Raw genomic sequence first — 19,732 nt, 5'->3', positions numbered from 1 at the left:
ATTTTTTATTGATATAACCGAGTAGGATTTGTTTGAATGACATGGTTTAATAAACTGTACCTTACATTCATTAAATCTTCTTCTATACTTTCAATAAGATCATTCCAATGCTTTTGTACTTCAGCTAGATATAAACTTTCATCTTTGGTTTCATTTTTGATTTGGAACCCAATTGCTCTTAATAATTCATCTACACTATATTTTGTGTTAAAATTATTTTCAACCAGTAGTTGAGAGGTGTTTTTAGGAGTCCCCTTTTGTGTGTTGATACGATTTTCAAGAACTTTCTTTGCAAAATCATTTGCAGGGAAATTCATATAACCTACAATATCATGCAGAGAAAGCGTCATTTTTGTTGCTTCTGGAACAACAGAAAAATAACCAAGGTGGATTTCCTTCTTCAGAATTAAATGCTTCATGGTCTCAATTATTAGGTTTAAAAAAGTATTTGTTTATCTTTTTATACGCATTTCAAAAATAAATGATTCAATAATAATGTTAAAGAACTAATTAATATTATAAAACAAAATACTATTTTTGACCATCATCCAATTTATTCAGAATAAAAGAACATGAAAATCAGCAAAATACAAGTATTTCCAATTAAATCTTTAGATCCAGTAGAACTTCAGGAAGTTGAAGTTACAAATGGAGGTACTTTAAAATGGGATAGACGTTTTGGTATTCATAGAAAAAGTGATGGAAGAACAGTAAACGGGAAAAAATACCCAAAAATACATCAGTTAAGATCAGCTTTTGATCTAGACAATATGCTTGTAGAATTTTGGTCAGAGGATTTTCCACTATCAAAATTTTCATTTAAAACAGACCTAGTGAAAATTGGAGTGTATTTATCTGAATTTTTTGAAGAGGAAGTTTATCTACTAGAAAATGAAAATACGGGCTTTCCAGATCATACATCAGGAAATGTTGGTGCTTCATTAATTTCAATACAAACCTTAGAAAAAGTAGGTGAGTGGTTTAATTTACCTAGCGAAGAAGTTTTAAGACGAATGAGGATGAATATTGTGGTTGATGCACCATCTGCTTTTTATGAAGATAATTTATTAGGGGTAGATAAGTTACATCCTAAACCATTCAGCATTGGAGAAATTAATTTTAAAGGATACAAACCATGTGAACGTTGCCCAGTACCTACAAGAGATTCTTACACGGGCGAAGTTATAAAAGGATTTCAGAAAGAATTTTTACAAAAAAGACTTCAATTAGATCCATCTATTAAGACAAATATTTTATATAAACATGCTTACATGTGTGGTATTGTTTTATCTATTGATCAATCGTCTTATGGTAAAGTATTAACACCTAATGAAGTTAAAGTAAATTTATAGGATCTATTCAGAAACATTTAAGAAATTATTTACTTTTAGAAGTGATTTTTTTACACCAAGATAAACTATTGAGGTAGAACTAATTATTTTTTCTACGGATTTAAATATGCAAAATTCATTAAAATGAAGTGTAAACTGTATGTTTTTTAGCAGTTTAACTTTCGGATTTTTAATGTAATTTTATAAAAAATAATAATTAAAGAAAACGAGATCTTACTATGAAAGTCGCTGTATTTGGAACAAAGTCATACGATAAAGAATTTTTTAAATTAGAAGGAGTTAATACTACTCACGAACTAGTATTTTTCGAATCTCGTTTACGTGTTAAAACTGCTAGTTTAGCTAAAGGTTTTGATGCAGTATGTGTGTTTGTTAATGATGTTGTTGATGCTGAATGTATTCAGATGTTAGCATCTTATGGCATTAAAGTAATTGCTTTGCGTTGTGCAGGTTTTAATAATGTAGATTTAATAGAGGCAGAAAAACAAGGGATAGCAGTATTAAGAGTACCAGCTTATTCTCCTTATGCTGTTGCTGAACATACTTTAGCATTAATCCTTACATTAAATAGAAAAACACATAAAGCCTATAACAGAGTAAGAGAGGGTAATTTCTCATTAGACCGTCTAACAGGTTTTGATATTAACGGGAAAACGGTTGGTGTTATTGGTACAGGTAAAATAGGTCAAATCTTTGCAAATATCATGAAAGGTATGGGCTGTAAGGTGATTGGTTTTGATTTATATCCAAACAAGAAGCTTGAAGAAGATGGTTTATTAGAATATATGTCATTAAATGATTTATTAGAACAGTCTGATATTATTTCATTACACTGTCCATTAACTCCTCAAACGCATCATATTATTAATGATCATTCTATTTGGAGAATGAAAAAAGGAGCAATGCTAATAAATACATCTAGAGGTAGATTAATTGATACTGAATCTGCAATTAGAGCATTATCAAAAGGTCATTTAGGTTACCTAGGAATTGATGTTTACGAGCAAGAAGAAAAATTATTCTTTAGAGATTTATCAGAAACATTAATTAGAGATGAAAAGATGTTGAATTTAATGTCTTTCCCAAATGTATTGGTAACAGGACACCAAGCATTTTTTACAGATACAGCATTAACGCAAATAGCTAAAGTAACTTTAGGTAATCTTACTTCTTACGAAAAAGGAGAGGAATTGATCAATAGAGTTGGTACGGAAGCTATTAAAGCATAGTAACATTATATATAAAAAAAGCCACTGATTATTTATAATCAGTGGCTTTTTTTATGCATTACAAATTTATTTATTTTTGATCTCCACAAAGTTGATCATACACATAAACATGTTCTGCAAAATCTTTCCATTTAAATTTATCACCATCATAATATTTAGTGAAAATTTCAGGACATTTATCAAAAATCACTTTTCTAGCTTCTTTTTCATATTTTTTCTTTTCAATCAAAACAGCTCTATTCGAGCCAGTGTCAGTTACTAAGTAAGATTTATCAATTCCTCCTGTTACTTTAACTCCAGCAACGCCAAGACCACCTGTTTGTTTTGCATTAGGATCTTTATAAACTTTTATAACATGATCAAAACCAGGGTTTAGCAATTGCATTAAAGCAAATTTATTCTTCTTACCAGGTAGAATAGCTTGTTCATAATAAACATATTCTTGATCTACAACATCTGAGAAATTACGGCCAGAAAGCTCTTTAATAGAGCCAGCATTCATAGATTGTTCAAATTTGAAGAAGTCTTTTGGCTTAACAGCAAACTCTTTAATCTGATCTGCTTTTAATTTGTGTTTAGTGCCATCAGCCTCTTTGATTGTAACACTTTTAAGAATATTATTGGTAAGTGAAGCAGTACCAACTTTACCAGTAATCTTTGTCCCATCGTTTAAAACTACATAAGCTTCTTTAGACGAAACCATACCTTGAACCGATAATGCAGGTACGAATGATTGTGCATAAATTGCTGTAGACAGAAATATGCATACGATAAAAGAAATTAAATTTTTCATTATTTTTATTAATGGTTTATAGGGTTATTTAACGTAATTTAAGTTGTCTTAGGACGTAAAAAGAAATTAATAACTGCAAATATTGGAACTATTAATATTTTTCATCGTAACTTAATATTATAACAAGAACTATAATTAGAATTTATGAAAAAAAGACAAGCAACAACACTTGTAACTGCTCTTGCTGCAGGCGCTGCATTAACTACTGGGTTAGTAATTAAAACAAGAAAATATATGCAGAAGAAAAGATTAGATGAAGGAGATTACCTTTATCCATATCTAGACTTTATCAAAAAGAAAATAAATAATGGGAAAGATTCTATTATAATTACTCCAGAAGATTCACCTTTTAAATTTATCACGCTATCTGTTAGAGATGCAGGGAAGAAAAAATTAATTCTTGCAGATTACGAAGGAGCAGCTAAAGGGCGTGGTCGTAAAGATCTTTTAAAATATAAAAATGGTAAGCTTACTTTTGTAAAGCCTATTATTGAATATGCAATGTAATTACGGTTATTTGCATAAAAATGCCTTCTCAGTTAACTGGGAAGGCATTTTTATTTAAAGTGGTGGGCAGTCTTTATGGCTGCTTAGGTAAAGGGTATTTACCAATATGATTTGTCAAGTCTCCGCCTATATATAAATACCCATTGTGTTCTTCAACAGAGCTTGCTTCAGAAACTATAGTTCCTGTAGTATCATAATATGTTTTTATTATATCGCCTTCACTACTTAAATGCATCAGCATACCAAAAGCTTCTTGTTTTGGTTGTAGCCACATTGGTGTACTGTAGATAATTTTTTTAAGTGTTTTATTAGGCTGTATTTTATCAAGAATATCACTTCGTCTTGTACTAAATCCAACCCAGAAAGAACCATCCTTTCTTTTAGAAATTCCATTTGGAATACCTGGTAAATTATCAATAAAAATCTCGGTTTTTCCTTTATGTTCACCAGTAACCCAATATTTCATCACCCTATATTTTGTGAGATCTATCATTAATACAAAATCATTATTTTTAGACACCGCAACACCATTTCCAAAGTAGGTTCCATCTATTAGTGTTTTTACTTTTTTTGTTGATGGATCATAGCTAAACAATCCACCATCTGCTTTTACTTCCATCAATAGTTTTCTGGCGTTTTTTTTACTGAATTTCATTTTAGAAGATGTACTTGAAAAATAAATAATCCCATCATCATCAATATCTACATCATTTGGAATAAGAAACGGTCTGCCATACTCATCTTTTGAGGCTAAAACAGTAATCTTGCCTTTAGGACTTACACTAATAATACCTCTTTTTTGATCACAGGCTATAAGTTGCTGATTTTTATCAAAAACTAACCCCGTTACCCATGAATTTGTATTACAGAAAATAGATACTTTTCCAGATGTGTCAATTTTTAAAATTCGCCCCTCATCAAAATTAGTATTCGATATATGAACCCCACAATACAAGTTGCCTTTTTTATCTATGGCAATATCTTCGGGACCAACCCATCCTTGTAGATCAATCCATTCTGTAGATTGAAGTAAATTATTAACGGACAAATTCCCTTCTAATTTGGGTTTTTCTGGTGGAGTCCACGCAAGGGGTTTTAGGGAGCAAGCTTGTAGCATAAAGCTAGAAATAAAAAGAAAAGATAAGGATAAGAGTGTGTTTTTTAATTGTTTCATTCTGATTTATTTTAGTGATACCCAAAAGTAAATCAGCCCTAAAACTTCTCTCTTGACATTTGTTAAGAAGTGCTTATTTGCTTTCTCACCCTGCTTAAAGATTCTGGAGCTATACCAAGAAATGTAGCTATCTGATGTTGCGGTACGTTATTGATAATTTTAAAATCATATTTATCTATAAACTCAAGATATTTTTCTTTTGCCGTTTTTGTTTGCATAGATAAAGTTCTATCAACTACACATAAGTAATTTTTTTCGGCTATAATTCTTCCTAGTTTTTCAAGTTTTGGGTGTTGTTTATACAGCGCATTTAATTTTTCATAAGAAATAGATAATACCTCAGTCTCTTCTATGGTTTCTAATTGTTCTAAAGAGGGCAATTGAGCTATAAAGCTTGCATAAGAAGAGATAAATTGATTATCACAGGCAAAGTAAGTGTTTATTTCTTGTCCGTTAAGTAGGTAAAAACTTCTGATTAATCCTTTTTTGATGAAGTAAATATTTCTAGCAATTTTACCATTATCTAAAATTGTCTCTTTTGTATTAAAATGTTCTTGAACTGTAACTTCCTTTATACTGCTCCATTCTATTTCTGAAATATCAATAAGTTGGGAAATGTGATGCCTAAAGTTTTCCATTTAATTTGTTGCTAGTATTGGATGTTTTATGAATTAAATCAAAGTTAAAACAAAAAATAAGTAGGAACAAAATCAGTGCTAACACTAATTAACAATTACTACGAAAGTAAAAAATCAATAGGAAAAAAATTAAAAGCGACCTGTATATTTAAGAAATTAGGGTCCTAGAGTATATTTATAATTGTGTGCGAAATGTTGAGTGAATGTTTGCCGACTAGCAGATATTTGTTTTTTACTATCAGATACATTTTATGCAATTTTGGTGTGCAGTTTTAAAAACTAAATCTATTAACTTAGTGACTTGACGCTTATATGAAATATTGGATAATACAAAAATTATCTACAACCATTCTGAAATGAAAAAATTACTAACATTAATTGGCGTAATAATAATTACGCAACTAACAATACAGGCTCAGAATTTAACTGGAGTTGTATTAGATAACGACACAAAGGAGGCTCTACCTTTTGTGAATATAGCATGTGTAAAAAATGATAGCATTCAGTCAATAACTACAACAGATTTTGATGGGAAATTCACCTTTAATATTAAAGGAAAAGGAGATTATACGATCAAATTTCAATTTACGGGTTACAAACCAAATCAAAGAATTGTTACTGTAAATGACGCATTAGATATGTCTTTAGGACAAGTGCTTTTAGTATCCAATATTACAGAACTAGAAGGAGTTACTGTTACTGCTGAAAGAGAAAATGTAACTATGACTGCAGATGGTATGAGCTTTAATGTTGATGATGATGGAGGAACAGATATGGAAGATATTATCTCTGGAATGCCATCGATTACAGTTGATGAAAATGGAGAAGTAAGCGCTAACGGAGAAGAAGTAGTTATTCTGGTAAATGGAGAAGAATCTGATTTAGATAATCCATTAGAAGAAATTCCAATGCAGATGATTGAAAGAGTAGAATTACTTAATAACCCGCCTGCAGAATATACATCGGCAAGTTCTGCAATCAATATTGTATTAAAAGAGAATGTGAAACTCGGAAATCATGCTCGTATTTTAGTTGAAGCAGGTTCTCCTGAGCAATACAAAGGCAATGTAAATGTCTCTAAATCAAATGATAGATGGGCTACTACCTTTAACTTTAATGTTAAGAATTCAACCATACCTTATGATAGGACTTCAGAGCGATTAAATTATGGTCAGAATGCAAGGTCTACAACTCAATCTGACAAGGTAATGGACACGAGGTATAATGTAAATTGGACAACTTCTTATGCTGCTTCTGCAAACGATAAATTTAAACTGTCACTGAATTATCAAAGACTTGACCTTGAAAATACATCAGATCAAAATGAATTGGTACTTAATGTAGATACTGATAACCTTAATCCAAGATACAACTATCGTGATATAGTAAATCAAAGAACAATAGATAAATTCCAAGCTCAATTTAATTACGATAAGCATTTTTATACAGAAGGTAGAAAGTTAATTACAAGGTTACGTTGGTCTATAGAATCATTTGATCAATACAATGCCAACCAAACAGATACAGAGTATATAAATGATGGAAGATATGTAGAAAATGATCCTAGATTAACTTTAAGGGATCGTCCAACTCAAAACCTTTTTGCATTGATAAAATATGTACATCCATTTAATGATAGAAGTACATTAACCACAGGTATGAGAAATTCTACTAAGATTCAAAAAACAAATGAAAACTATTATTTTGTTTCAGATGATGGAAGTTATACGCCAAGAGGAAACGAATATCAGAATACAGATTACCTTAATCAGAAATTTTCTGGTTTTGCACAGTGGAAATACAAATTTTATAACGATCTGACATTTTCAACAGGCGTAGTTGCAGAAAATTCAGTGATTACATCAACAATAGACAACGTAGATGATAATTATAATACCAATAATAATTTTTGGGTGTTTAATCCTAATGCAAGTTTAAATAAGAAATTTAATGAAAGTTGGATGGGTAATATAAATTACTCTTTTAGAATGAATACTCCATCTGATAGAGCTTTAAACCCAACAGTGAATGATAATAATCCGTTGTTTATAACAATGGGTAATCCTGATTTGCAATTACAGAAGTCTCAAAAATTAACATTAAGTATTACTAATCAATCAGATAATGTGTCTACACGTTTAGGTGCTTTTTATAGAAATACATTAGATGGTGTAGAAAGAGTTTTTACTACTAAAGGAGATACTGTATTTTCTTCTTATGCTAATATAGTTGATAAACACACAATGGGCGGAAATTTTTATGTGCATTGGCATGTTGCTAAGAATCATTCTATTGTATTTTCTGGAAACGTTTATAATGATATTTATAATACAAGAATTGGCGATTTACCCTTATCGGAATGGATGTATAATGGTAAAGTAACCTATAAAGCAAAATTCTTTAACCATTATAGAGTCCGCTTAACTGGGTATTATAATTCGACTACAATTAGTTACAATGGAACAAGAAAGCCTGCAAGTGGGGTAGACTTGTCAATCTCTAGATATGTAGCTAAGAAAAAAGGTAAAATATGGGTATCAGTACAAGATGTATTAGGTACAAGAGATTATTTTACAACTACCTATTCACAGAATTTTGAAAATGAGTTCTATACAGATTTACCAACAGTGATTAGAACCGGAATTTCTTGGTCGTTTTATTCAATATAATATTTCTTTGCTACTAACAACTTGTAAAAGTAGTGTTTGTCTAGTCCGTCCATAGCGTTACAGATTTAGACTATTATATATTGATAGCATCGAGTGTAGACTCGGTGCTATTTTTACTTTTATAAGTTCTCATTTTTATTTCACTTTGCTGATGCATCTCAACAGGTGTCTTCATATAATTACTCCAATGAGGCCTTTCATTATTGTAAATATATACAGATTCTCTAATAAATTTATTCATTAAATCGAGATCATTAATTTTTATTCCTAAAATAAATTCTTGCTTAAGAATTCCGTTTATTCTTTCTGCTACCGCATTTTGATAAGGATCGTAAGATTCCGTCATCGAGCACAATACTTTATTTTCCTGAAGATGTCGTTGATACTCGTGACTACAATATTGTAATCCTCTATCTGAATGGTGTATCATTGGTAAATCAACATAGTTTCTATTTTTCAGTGCTTCTTTTAATGCTGCAATAGCTCCATTTGCATTCAAACTATCTGATACGTTTAACCCCATTATTTTCTTAGAATAAGCATCTGTTACCAAGGAGAGATACATTGGGTTACTTCGCTCACCTATGTAAGTTATATCAGAAACTAATACTTGTTCAGGTCTATTTATTTCCAAATGCTCAATAAGATTTTTATGCTTTTTAAATCTGTGATGAGAATTTGTAGTGACATGATATTGTTTTTTAGGCTTGATATCGAGTCGATTAGCCCTCATGATATCAAAAAGCTTATCTCGACCTACATTTAGTAATTGCAATTCAGGAAGAAGTAATTGATATAATTTCCTTGTCCCTATTTTAGTTTGCTTCAAACGAATTCTTTTCACTAAGTCTACTACTTTAGATGCAATACTATTATTCTTTTTTACTTTCCTTTTTGAACGATAATAAATTTGTCGATTTAACCCAAGCAATTCACAAGTCGGTTTGACTCCTATTTTTTCTTCTTTTTTGAATTGGTCAACTGCTTGGGTAAAGACTTTTTTCTAATAGGAATATTAAACTCATCCTCAGCAATATCGATCATCATATCAAAGAAAATTGCTTTTTTATCTGTTACGTAGAGTTGTTTTTCTAAAGAAGCTTTTTGCTTCTCTAATAATAGAACTTTTTGTTCTAGCTCCATTAATTTTTGTTCTGGTGTCTTTCCCATTTTTAAATCAGATTTATTATCCCAATCTAAATTACCATACTTTCTTATCCAAGTACGGATGGTACCATGACCTTGTATTCCATATTTAAGTCTGGCTGCCGTTATACCAATTTCCCCTCGTTCCACTTCATCTACAACTTGTAATTTAAAAGAGTAGCTGTAATCTTTTTGTGTACGTTTAGTGTACTGATATTCTTGATCTTCATTCATAATGTTACGTTTTGTGTAACACTAATTCAGGACGAGACAGTTTTGATAAAAAAGAGGATAATTCATATTTGGTTGAATTATCCTCTTTTTTATTGTTTTAAATTCTCGCTTGATATTTATAAAGTTGATGATAACGTCCTTCTTTTTCCAGAAGTTCGTCATGTGTACCTCTTTCTATAATTGCCCCTTGATCCATGACAAGAATTTGATCAGCTTGCTGAATAGTACTAAGCCTATGTGCAATGACGATAGTAGTTCTACCTTTCATTAATTTTGCAAGAGATTCCTGAATAAGCGCTTCACTTTCTGTATCGAGATTTGATGTTGCTTCGTCTAGAATGATAATCTTTGGATCTGCTAGAATAGCTCTAGCAATAGCTATTCTTTGCCTTTGTCCACCTGATAATTTCACGCCTCTTTCGCCAATAATAGTACCAAGGCCTTTTTCAAAACGTTCTGTAAATTCACTTACATAAGCACTTTTTACAGCTTCTTGAAGTGCTTCATCACTTGCAGAAGCATTAGAAAAGCGGATATTTTCTTCTATGCTTCCTTCAAATAAGAAATCGTCTTGAAGCACAACTCCTAAATGCTTTCTGTAACTATTTAAGAATACTGTACTTAAATCCTGTTCATCAATATGAATTTTACCAGAAGAAGGGTTCAAGAATGAAGCGGCTAAACTAGCTATAGTTGTTTTCCCAGATCCAGAAGAGCCCACGAGAGCAGTAATACTTCCGGCTTTTGCCTCAAAAGAAATTCCATGCAATACTTCTTTTTCATCTTCGTAAGCAAACTTCACATTATCAAACGTAATATTACCATTAATGATATCAGGAACTCTATTTATACGGTTCTCATCTGCGTCTTCACTAGGTATGTTCATAATCTCTTCGGTTCTGTCTAAACCTGCAAATGCTTCAGTGAGTTGGCTTCCAATATTGCTCATTTGTACAATAGGGGCAATCATAAAACCAAGATATAAAGTAAATGCCAAGAAATCACCGATAGTAAGTTCGCCTTGCATAATTTTATAACCTCCAATACCCATAATTCCAGTGGTAGCAATTCCTAAAAGGAAAGTACTAGAGCTTGTCATTATAGCAGTAGTAGTTAAGCTTTTCTTTACATTTTTAAAAAGGCGATCTACACCTTCTTGAAAAATTTTATTTTCCTCTTCTTCTGCGTTAAATCCTTTTATAATACGTACTCCATTTAAAGATTCCGTTAATCTACCTGTTACTTCTGCTTTTATTTTTCCTCTTTTTCTAAAAATTGGTCGTATAAATTTAAAAGCTTTCATAGATATAACTCCAAATATTGAAATAGGAGCTAAAACAAAAATGGTCATCGATGGACTAATATTAATCAAAAGGACCAACGAGATAATTGCAGTAATTGTACCTCCAATGAGTTGTACTAAGCCTGTTCCAACTAAATTTCGTACACCTTCTACATCACTCATAATTCTAGAAACAAGCTCACCTGATTTAGTATTATCAAAATAACTGATAGGTAAGGAGAGAATGTGTTTCTGAACATCTGCTCTTAAGTGTGATATAAGTCTTTGTGCTTCTACACTTAGTAACCTTGTTAAAGTAAAACTTGTAACTGACTGTATAAATATTGCTGAAATGACTACACCAACAAGCTGTTTTAACATGTCGTAGTCTTTATTTATCACTACATCATCTATTAAGTATTTACTTGCTCCTGGTAAAACTAGGCCACACAACCTATTTACCACAATTAGTAGCAAACCAATAAAAAGCATATTTCTTCTTGGCCAGACTATGTCTTTAAATACTTTTTTGATGGAAATTCTTTGTTTTGACATATATATGTAATTAAAATAGAAGAACGAAACTACTAAATTTTAGACAGAAAATAAGCCTGTCCATTAGATGAACAGGCTTTTGAGTAGTAATAAATTACTTAGTTAGTATTTGGGTTATAATATTTTAATGAGTTAGTAAAATCGGCTTATTCAAAGCTAATAAAAAATGATCTTGTACAATTCATTTTTATAAATATTCTTAGAACTGTTCAGCGTTTTCATTATATCTTTCTATTCTTTTTGTCTATTTCATCAAATTGATAAATATTGTACAATAAGATGATTAATAAACCTCTAAAGCGTGTATAATGTTGAGCGACTGAAGAGTGTGTCTGTGCTCGTGTGCAATTAAAAATCTAAAAGTATCCCCTAATTTAAGTTTTATCATTTTAGAGATAGTAATAGGTACTCTCATTCCCCCTAAATCAGAATTTCTGGCACTTTCTAATAGTTTAATTATTTTTAGTTGTTGTTCAATTCTTATCTCCAACGTACTTTTATCTAATGTCTGGCCTATTGTATTTTTATCTTTTGGAGAAGGCATCTTATTTTTAATTTTCTGATTAACAGGAGCCATTAAATTGGTAAAATAATTACCAAGCCAACCACCTTTATAACTATCCTTTTTCTTCGGTTTATTTTTTGTTTTTAAATCCGTATCTATTTTTTCAATGTAATAATCACCATATAGGTTAAGGTGTGCCATACATTCTAAAATACTCCAAGAGGTAGCACTAAGCCTTGTATTTAACTCCTCCGTTGTTAGATTTAGAAAAGTTGTAGTAGTAGCCAAGTTTTCTTGTACTTGTAGAATTAATGCGTCGAGTAATTCGTTTTGAGAAATTTTCATATTGAATAAATTAAAAGATGTAGTATTTAAATGAAGATGTATTTACAATACACCTATACAAAGATGGTCACCTTGGAGTTAATGGAACTTGATTGAGATCAAGATTTTAGAGAAGAAGCAAAAAAGAAAAATTATGATTATTTGGTACTTAATATTCTGCTCAAGGTTTCTGGGCTCATTCTTAAATAATAAGCAATATATTTAAGCGGTACTTCTTGAAATACCTGTGGACTTCTATCAATAACACGTTGTATACGTTCTGCAGGAGATACTGTAAGCAGATCGAGTTCTCTTTCTACTTGTTGCCTTACAAGGTCTTCTAATAGTTTTTGATAGTCCAAACTAAGCTCTGGAGATGTATTTATTATAGTAGATAAATTTTTCTTATCAATAAACCGAACAGTAGATTTCCGAATAACTTCTATTGAAAATAAAGAGGGTGTATTAGTAAAAAAAGCTGGAAGCGATGCAATGATAGAATTTTCATACCCTAAACGAATAGTATGTTCTTCTTCTTTTGTGGTGTATATAACACGAACACAACCACTTAGTATAATGTATATGTATTGTGCAGAACCGCCTGCAGCTAAAATATGTTCTCCACGTTGAAATGTTTTTTCTTCGTAATTGATTTTATTTGTACTATAAAGGAGATTTATAAGAGTATTCATATGTAACTTATCATCTAGATTAGAAGCATTAAATTAATAAGAAGTTATTGAGATGCTTTACTATTAACATGGAAACTTAATAAAAAAACGTATTTTCGTGTCTAACAAAAAAATTAAATAATGAGCAAAAAATTCTTACTATCTACACTTTTTTTAACTATACCATTTTTTCTATTCGCACAAGAATATGCTTTTGAAGGGTTGATTAACACAGAACTAAAAGTTAGAGTACGATTCGATATAACTGATAATAAAGCAGAAGGATACTGTATCTATATCTCTTCTAAAGAAAAACTCCCTTTAACAGGAGAACAAAAAGAAGATGGAACTGTAATCTTAAAACAATCAAATGGAGAAAGATTTGAAGGGAAAATTATAGCTTCTTATATGTATAAAGGTGAATATTTTAATGCAGAAGGAGTAGATCAAGGAACTTTTCTCTTTTCAAAAACAGATGTTTCTGTAAAAGAAGATGATGCATTATTGACAGTTTCAGATTCAACAGCACATTCCTCTGTTCAAACCGACAGGTTGCATGGCACAGAAACAGAAGTAAATGATATTTTACGTAACCACTTAGCAGAATTTAAACGTTGCTATACTCAAAATATTGATCCACTTAAATGTAGACAAGCATCTGCAATGGCAATATGTGAATTATTTCAGACCAATGATTTTAAAGATCCTTATGTTGGAGGTTCTTATTTAACAATGTCAGAAAGTTACGACCATATTACGGCAAGTTCGGATTGGAAAATGTTAGGAGAAGCAAGTAGTGCTACTTTAAAAGATGCTCAAGAAAGAGCTAATGAAGGGGAACTTGTAATTGTTTCTTATCCATTTAAAGGGTTTATTCAACTCGGTTTTATAAGAAAAGGTGAAGCTAAAATGTCTTCTAAATGGAACATGAACGTACCTAGTATCGCTATTTTCTTTTATAACGATCCTGAAAAGTCTTCTATTGATAAACAAATGAATTTTATTTGGAGAAGCCCTGAAAATATTGAGGTATGGGTCAAAAAATAGGACTATTTTAATAAGTTGTTTAGAACTATCAGAGAATTAAAACTAAAATGAATTACAATAAGTTAATCTTAGTACAAGTGTGTCAGGATAATAAATTGTAATTGTATGTATAGAAGAAAAGAAAAATTGTATAAATATCTTATTAATACAATTGAGAATAATAAAAATAATTTATCAAAGTCTAGTTCCTTATTAAATAGATTAAGACGTTTATTTTTAATGCCATCTGTTTCTGATGAAGTTTCTACGGGGCGCATTTTTGAAACAGAGAGTACAATATTTGTCATTGGTGCAAAATTACCAATGGTTAACTATTCCGGTAAACGCATCGTTGGGCTTACAACCGACTCTCCTTTGTATAGACTTTTTAAAGGAAAGAAAAATGGAGATGAGGTTCAATATGGGAAAGATATAGAACACATTTCATTTTTCTAGTTTTTGATTCTAACAAATTTTAATAACCATTTAGAAATAAATTAAAATTTGCGTCATTGTTGCACCTATTTTTTATATACATTTGCAACAATGGAAAAGTTGAAGAAAATAGTAACACTATTTGTACTTTTTGTGTACACATTGGCGGTAGCGCATACCTTCGTAGGGCATAACCACGTCAATGATATTGTATCCAATTTTACTTCATCAAAATCACATTGCACAAAAGAAAGTAAAATCGTTTTGTCTAATGGTAAAGAAGTGAATGAACACTTTGAGCATAAAGGACATTGCGACCCAAACATTTATGATTTCCTTTCTTGTATACTCGGCCAGATTCCTCATAGTGAAACAGTTGAGTATCAGCAAGAGAACGAATTTAATGTACTTTTATTAAAAACACCTAAAGCATTAAGAGCATTGGTTGTTTTTATTTTTGTGAATTATTCAATTGAAAATTTAAAGGAAGAAGTACCACCTTCAGCAAGTTTTGCTAAAAACTTAACGTCTTTAATTCCACTTAGCTCTGCCTCCAAGAGAGGACCGCCTACATTATTCTAATCAAATCAACGTATAAATAGATGTTTCATAACATCATTATACCGTTATAATTTAATGGTGGTGATTGCTCTCAAATCACATAAATTTATACACTAATATTCATTTTCAAGCATTTGATATCTACACTGTAATAGTGATGAGAATCTAACTATTTTATTTTTTAAGTAGTTAGTAGTCATTTAATTATAGTATTTATCTACTACAATCAATTTCATTTTTATGATTAATAAAATCATATCATTTTCAATAAATAATAAACTGTTTATTGGAATATTTATCATCGCATGGTTATGTGGTGGTATTTGGAGCATAATGAATGTTCCTGTAGATGCTGTGCCAGATATTACAAATAATCAGGTACAAGTAATTACACAAGCCCCAAGTTTGGGTACTGAAGAAATAGAACAATTTATCACATACCCTGTGGAATTAGCAATGTCTAATTTACCAGAGGTAAAAGAAATCAGATCGGTAAGTAGATCAGGTTTGTCTTTGGTGACCATTGTTTTTTCTGATGATATTGGAACATACCTCCCTAGGCAATTAGTACAAGAAAAACTCGCTGAAGTAAAGGAAAATATACCAAAAGGTTTTGGAGAACCTTTTATTGGGCCAATTAGTACAGGTTTAGGAGAAATTTATCAATATACATTAGATGTAGCTCCAGAATACCGCAATCAGTATTCTTTAGCAGACCTTCGTACCATTCAAGATTGGATTGTTCGTCGTCAGATGGCAATGGTTTCGGGTGTTGTAGAAGTAAATGCATTTGGTGGCTACATCAAAGAATATGAAGTTGCGGTACGACCAGATGTATTAAAATCGATGGGTATTTCTTTATCTCAAGTGTTTGATGCCTTGGAAGTTAATAACCAAAATTCGGGTGCTGCATATATAGAGAAAAATCATAAAGCCAATTTTATCAGAGGAGAAGGTTTGGCAAGGTCTCTAGAAGATATAGAAAATATTTTAGTAGAGAATCAAGAGGGTATTCCTATCAAAATTAGAGATATAGCAAAAGTTCATTTTGGGCACGCTGTTAGATATGGTGCACTTACCAAAGAAGGGCAAGGTGAAGCAGTAGGAGGTATGATTTTGATGCTGAAAGGAGCAAATTCTAGTGATGTAATTAAAGCAGTACAAGATAGAGTGGCTCTTATTCAAAAATCATTGCCAGAAGGTGTTCAGATTAAAGAGTTTTTAGCAAGAAATAAGTTAATTAAAAAGACAACAACAACAGTTAGAAATAACCTAATTGAGGGGGCTTTGATTGTCATTTTTATTCTTGTGCTCTTATTAGGTAACTGGAGAGGTGGTTTGGTTGTCGCTTCTACAATACCGTTATCTCTATTATTTGCCTTCATGATGATGTATCAGTTTGATGTATGGGCAAACCTAATGAGTTTAGGAGCAATAGATTTTGGTATTATAGTAGATGGAGCTGTAATTATTGTTGAGGCTACAGTCTTTATGCTTCATAAGCAGATTGTAGGTAAAACCATGCTGACACAGCAAGAACGTGATGAAACAACGTTTAAGGCATCTAGTAAAATGATGAATTCAGCGTTTTTTGGGCAGTTGATAATTCTTATTGTTTTTGCACCAATATTAACATTAGAAGGTGTAGAAGGTAAAATGTTTATTCCAATGGCACTTACATTTATGTTTGCTATGATTGGGGTAATGATTTTATGTTTAACGTATGTACCAATGGTGTCATCGTTATTTATAAAGGTAAAACCATCTACAAAATTACATATTGGTGATAAGATAGTAAGAGCAATTGAAAATTTTTATGCTCCTATTCTTCAAACAGCATTAAACCATGGCAAAACTATTATTGCTGTATCTTTAGTTACTCTAGTAGGTGCAGGGTACATTTTTTCTACCTTAGGTGGAGAATTCATGACACAATTGGATGAAGGTGATATTGCCTACCATGTAATAATGAAACCTGGTTCTTCTTTAGACGAAACAATAATGGCGACTACTCAGATAGAGAAAATTATGAAAGATAATTTTCCCGAAATTGAGCAAGTAATGAGTAGAATAGGAGTTGCCGAAGTACCTACAGACCCTATGCCAATGGATGTTGCAGATTGTTTAGTGATCTTAAAACCAAAAGAGGAGTGGACTTCTGCATCAACCAAAGAAGAGTTAATTGATAAGATAAAAGCAAAAATATCTGTTGTTCCTGGTGTAAACTTTGAGTTTACACAACCTATTGAAATGCGTTTTAACGAACTTATTTCTGGTGTAAGAGAAGATATTGCTATCAAATTATTTGGCGAAGACTTGGCTATTTTAGCCAATAAAGCAGAAGAAATATCTAGAATTATTAATGATATTGATGGTATTGGTGATATGAAAGTGGAAGCAACTGCTGGTTTGCCACAAATAGCTGTAAAATATAAACGTCAGAAATTAGCTCAATATGGTCTTTCAATTAACGAACTAAATGTCTTGATCCAAACGGCTTTTGCAGGGAGATCTGCAGGGATGATTTTTGAAGGAGAAAAGCGATTTGATTTAGTAGTACGTTTAGATAAACAAGAACGTGAAAGTATAGAAGACCTTAGAGAACTATATGTTACCATACCTAATGGTAATCAAATTCCATTGTATTTAGTGGCTGATATTGATTATGAGCTAGGTCCAATGCAAATAAGTAGAGACAATACTCAACGTAGAACATATGTTGGAGTAAATGTTAGAGGTAGAGATATAGAATCTGTAGTAGACGATATTAAATCAAAATTAGATACAGAATTAGATCTTCCTGCTGGATATTTTATCCGATATGGTGGTCAATTCGAAAATTTAGAAAGAGCCTCAAAAAAATTAAAAATTGTAGTTCCAATTGCTTTAGCATCAATTTTCTTCTTGTTATTTCTTGCGTTAAGATCTTGGAAAGAGACAATAATGATTAACATGGCAATTCCGTTTGCTACCATTGGTGGTATTTTTGGTTTGTGGGTAAGAGGTATGCCATTTAGTATTTCTGCAGGTGTTGGTTTTGTGGTGCTATTTGGAGTGGCTGTACTTAATGGTTTAGTACTTATAGAAGGTTGGAACGAATTGAAAGAAGAGGGAGTAACGGATATTAAAGAGAGAATAACTATAGGAGCAAAACGAAGAATACGCCCTATTTTATTAACAGCCTTAACGGATATCTTAGGCTTTTTACCAATGGCAATTTCTACTTCAGCAGGAGCCGAGGTACAACAGCCGTTAGCTACGGTGGTTATTGGCGGTATGATTACATCAACGCTCTTAACATTAATAGTGATTCCAATTCTGTATCAAATGATAGAAAATAGAAACAAATTGAAAGTTAGTCCAACAGTAGTACTATTAGTGGGGGGCTTAATTGGTAGCTTTTTTATTCTTCCAACAGCTGTGCAAGCACAAGAAAGGCCTCAAAATGTTATATCAACTTTAGAAGAAGCAATTGAAGTAGGTGTTCAGCAAAATGGACAAATAAAAATTGCCACTGCTGATATAGAAGTTCAAGAACAAGGAAAAAGAGCGGCTATAGACATCAATAAAACAAAAATTACTGCACAATATGGACAGTACAATAGTTTTAATAATGATTTAGCTTTTGAGATTAATCAGAATATTGATTTTCCAACCGTCTATTCTAAGCAAAAAAGTTTGGCGAAAGAAAAAATCTCTGGAAGTGAAATCAAATTGATAATGACGCAAAATGAAATTAAAAAAGAAATTCGTGCTGCATGGTATGAACTAACTTATTTAGTGGAAAGACAGGAATTGTTATTATTTCAGGATAGTCTATATCAACGATTTTTATACGCTGCAACACTTAGGTATGAAACACAGGCCACCAATTTTTTAGAAAAGGCATCTGCAGAAACGCAAGTAATGCAAATACAAAATGACTTATTTCTTTTATCGTCTGATATTCAAATTCAGCAAAATACTTTGAGGGTTTTACTTCAAGATACTGTTGGGTATGTGTTTAAACCAAAGTTACTAGAAAAAAGAAAAGTGGAGTTTACAAGAAGTGTAGAAGAAGTGACTAACAACCCACTTTTAGCATATGCTCAGAAACAAATAGATATTGCAAACGCAGAAAAGAAAGTAGCATCTGCAGAAATGCTACCAGGGTTAAATGTAGGGTACTTTAATAACTCTATGATTGGAGCAGCTACCTCAGATGGCGGAATTGCAACTTCATCAGATCGTTTTCAAGGTGTTTCTTTTGGTGTAGCTATCCCTTTGTTTTATGGGTCTAGTAAGGCAAAAGTAAATACAGCCAAGTTAAAAGCTCAAATGGCACAAATAAGTGCAGAACAATATAAAATTCAATTAGAAGGACAGTACACTCGCCTTGGTCAACAAATATTACAGTTAACAGGTAGCTTAGAATACTACGAAACAAAGGCTTTACCACAAGTAGAACGTGTGATTGATAATGCACAGAAAAGTTTCGAAAACGGGGCAATTAACTATGTTGAGTATTTCCAGAACGTGAATCAGAGTTTGGAGCTGAAGTACAAATACCTCACTACATTAAATAATTACAATCAAGCAATTATTCAGTTAGAATACGTAGTGGGTAATTAAGAATTTTAGATATAAAATAG

General features: G+C 31.5%; 17 protein-coding genes. 8 read left to right on the top strand and 9 right to left on the bottom strand.

Annotated features, from left to right (window positions below; all coding sequences use genetic code 11):
- Positions 1-5: 5 nt before the first annotated feature.
- On the bottom strand, positions 6-419 hold the full coding sequence (locus tag KM029_RS05060; protein WP_144072229.1) for a hypothetical protein: 414 nt from the start codon (positions 417-419) through the stop codon (positions 6-8).
- Positions 420-572: 153 nt separating this feature from the next.
- Between KM029_RS05060 and KM029_RS05055 the strand changes: the two genes are divergently transcribed.
- Positions 573-1,352 (top strand): MOSC domain-containing protein, encoded by a 780-nt coding sequence (locus tag KM029_RS05055; protein ID WP_144072228.1) that lies wholly within the window; start codon positions 573-575, stop codon positions 1,350-1,352.
- A gap of 218 nt (positions 1,353-1,570) precedes the next feature.
- Positions 1,571-2,581, top strand: a complete 1,011-nt coding sequence (locus tag KM029_RS05050) for a 2-hydroxyacid dehydrogenase (protein ID WP_144072227.1) — start codon at positions 1,571-1,573, stop codon at positions 2,579-2,581.
- 70 nt (positions 2,582-2,651) lie between these two features.
- Here the strand turns inward: KM029_RS05050 and KM029_RS05045 are convergent, their stop codons facing one another.
- Complete coding sequence (locus KM029_RS05045; protein WP_144072226.1) at positions 2,652-3,374, bottom strand: hypothetical protein; 723 nt, start codon at positions 3,372-3,374, stop codon at positions 2,652-2,654.
- 144 nt (positions 3,375-3,518) lie between these two features.
- Here KM029_RS05045 and KM029_RS05040 point away from each other — a divergent pair, with 144 nt between their 5' ends.
- A complete protein-coding gene (locus KM029_RS05040) occupies positions 3,519-3,881 on the top strand; it encodes a hypothetical protein (RefSeq protein WP_144072225.1) in 363 nt (120 codons plus the stop codon).
- A 73-nt stretch (positions 3,882-3,954) separates the two neighbouring features.
- Here the strand turns inward: KM029_RS05040 and KM029_RS05035 are convergent, their stop codons facing one another.
- Together KM029_RS05035 and KM029_RS05030 are read right to left on the bottom strand one after the other, a co-directional pair.
- A complete protein-coding gene (locus KM029_RS05035) occupies positions 3,955-5,055 on the bottom strand; it encodes an SMP-30/gluconolactonase/LRE family protein (protein WP_144072224.1) in 1,101 nt (366 codons plus the stop codon).
- Positions 5,056-5,117: 62 nt separating this feature from the next.
- Positions 5,118-5,693, bottom strand: a complete 576-nt coding sequence (locus tag KM029_RS05030) for a Crp/Fnr family transcriptional regulator (protein WP_144072223.1) — start codon at positions 5,691-5,693, stop codon at positions 5,118-5,120.
- Positions 5,694-6,049: 356 nt separating this feature from the next.
- On the opposite strand from KM029_RS05030, the gene KM029_RS05025 reads away from it, so the two are divergent.
- A complete protein-coding gene (locus tag KM029_RS05025) occupies positions 6,050-8,362 on the top strand; it encodes a TonB-dependent receptor (protein WP_144072222.1) in 2,313 nt (770 codons plus the stop codon).
- Between the two features lie 73 nt (positions 8,363-8,435).
- Here the strand turns inward: KM029_RS05025 and KM029_RS05020 are convergent, their stop codons facing one another.
- From KM029_RS05020 to KM029_RS05000, 5 genes are all read right to left on the bottom strand, one after another.
- Positions 8,436-9,293: an IS3 family transposase gene (locus KM029_RS05020; protein ID WP_205125414.1), complete on the bottom strand. Its 858-nt coding sequence runs from the start codon at positions 9,291-9,293 to the stop codon at positions 8,436-8,438.
- Positions 9,294-9,313: 20 nt separating this feature from the next.
- Positions 9,314-9,742 (bottom strand): transposase, encoded by a 429-nt coding sequence (locus KM029_RS05015; RefSeq protein WP_205125413.1) that lies wholly within the window; start codon positions 9,740-9,742, stop codon positions 9,314-9,316.
- 97 nt (positions 9,743-9,839) lie between these two features.
- Positions 9,840-11,579 (bottom strand): ABC transporter ATP-binding protein, encoded by a 1,740-nt coding sequence (locus KM029_RS05010; protein WP_144072221.1) that lies wholly within the window; start codon positions 11,577-11,579, stop codon positions 9,840-9,842.
- A 283-nt stretch (positions 11,580-11,862) separates the two neighbouring features.
- Complete coding sequence (locus tag KM029_RS05005; protein WP_144072220.1) at positions 11,863-12,429, bottom strand: DinB family protein; 567 nt, start codon at positions 12,427-12,429, stop codon at positions 11,863-11,865.
- 137 nt (positions 12,430-12,566) lie between these two features.
- Positions 12,567-13,100, bottom strand: a complete 534-nt coding sequence (locus KM029_RS05000) for a Crp/Fnr family transcriptional regulator (RefSeq protein ID WP_144072219.1) — start codon at positions 13,098-13,100, stop codon at positions 12,567-12,569.
- 120 nt (positions 13,101-13,220) lie between these two features.
- On the opposite strand from KM029_RS05000, the gene KM029_RS04995 reads away from it, so the two are divergent.
- The 4 genes from KM029_RS04995 (at position 13,221) to KM029_RS04980 (ending at position 19,712) form a co-directional block, all read left to right on the top strand.
- Positions 13,221-14,126 (top strand): hypothetical protein, encoded by a 906-nt coding sequence (locus KM029_RS04995; protein WP_144072218.1) that lies wholly within the window; start codon positions 13,221-13,223, stop codon positions 14,124-14,126.
- Positions 14,127-14,231: 105 nt separating this feature from the next.
- On the top strand, positions 14,232-14,561 hold the full coding sequence (locus KM029_RS04990) for a hypothetical protein (protein ID WP_144072217.1): 330 nt from the start codon (positions 14,232-14,234) through the stop codon (positions 14,559-14,561).
- A 90-nt stretch (positions 14,562-14,651) separates the two neighbouring features.
- Positions 14,652-15,122, top strand: coding sequence for a hypothetical protein (locus KM029_RS04985; protein WP_144072216.1), 471 nt, complete (start codon positions 14,652-14,654; stop codon positions 15,120-15,122).
- Between the two features lie 219 nt (positions 15,123-15,341).
- The gene (locus KM029_RS04980; protein WP_184679466.1) at positions 15,342-19,712 is read left to right on the top strand and encodes a CusA/CzcA family heavy metal efflux RND transporter; all 4,371 of its coding nucleotides are present in this window, start codon (positions 15,342-15,344) and stop codon (positions 19,710-19,712) included.
- Positions 19,713-19,732: the final 20 nt, after the last annotated feature.

The sequence above is a fragment of the Flammeovirga kamogawensis genome (assembly GCF_018736065.1).
Classification (GTDB): Bacteria; Bacteroidota; Bacteroidia; order Cytophagales; family Flammeovirgaceae; genus Flammeovirga; species Flammeovirga kamogawensis.
This window is presented reverse-complemented; position numbering and strand designations above follow the sequence as displayed.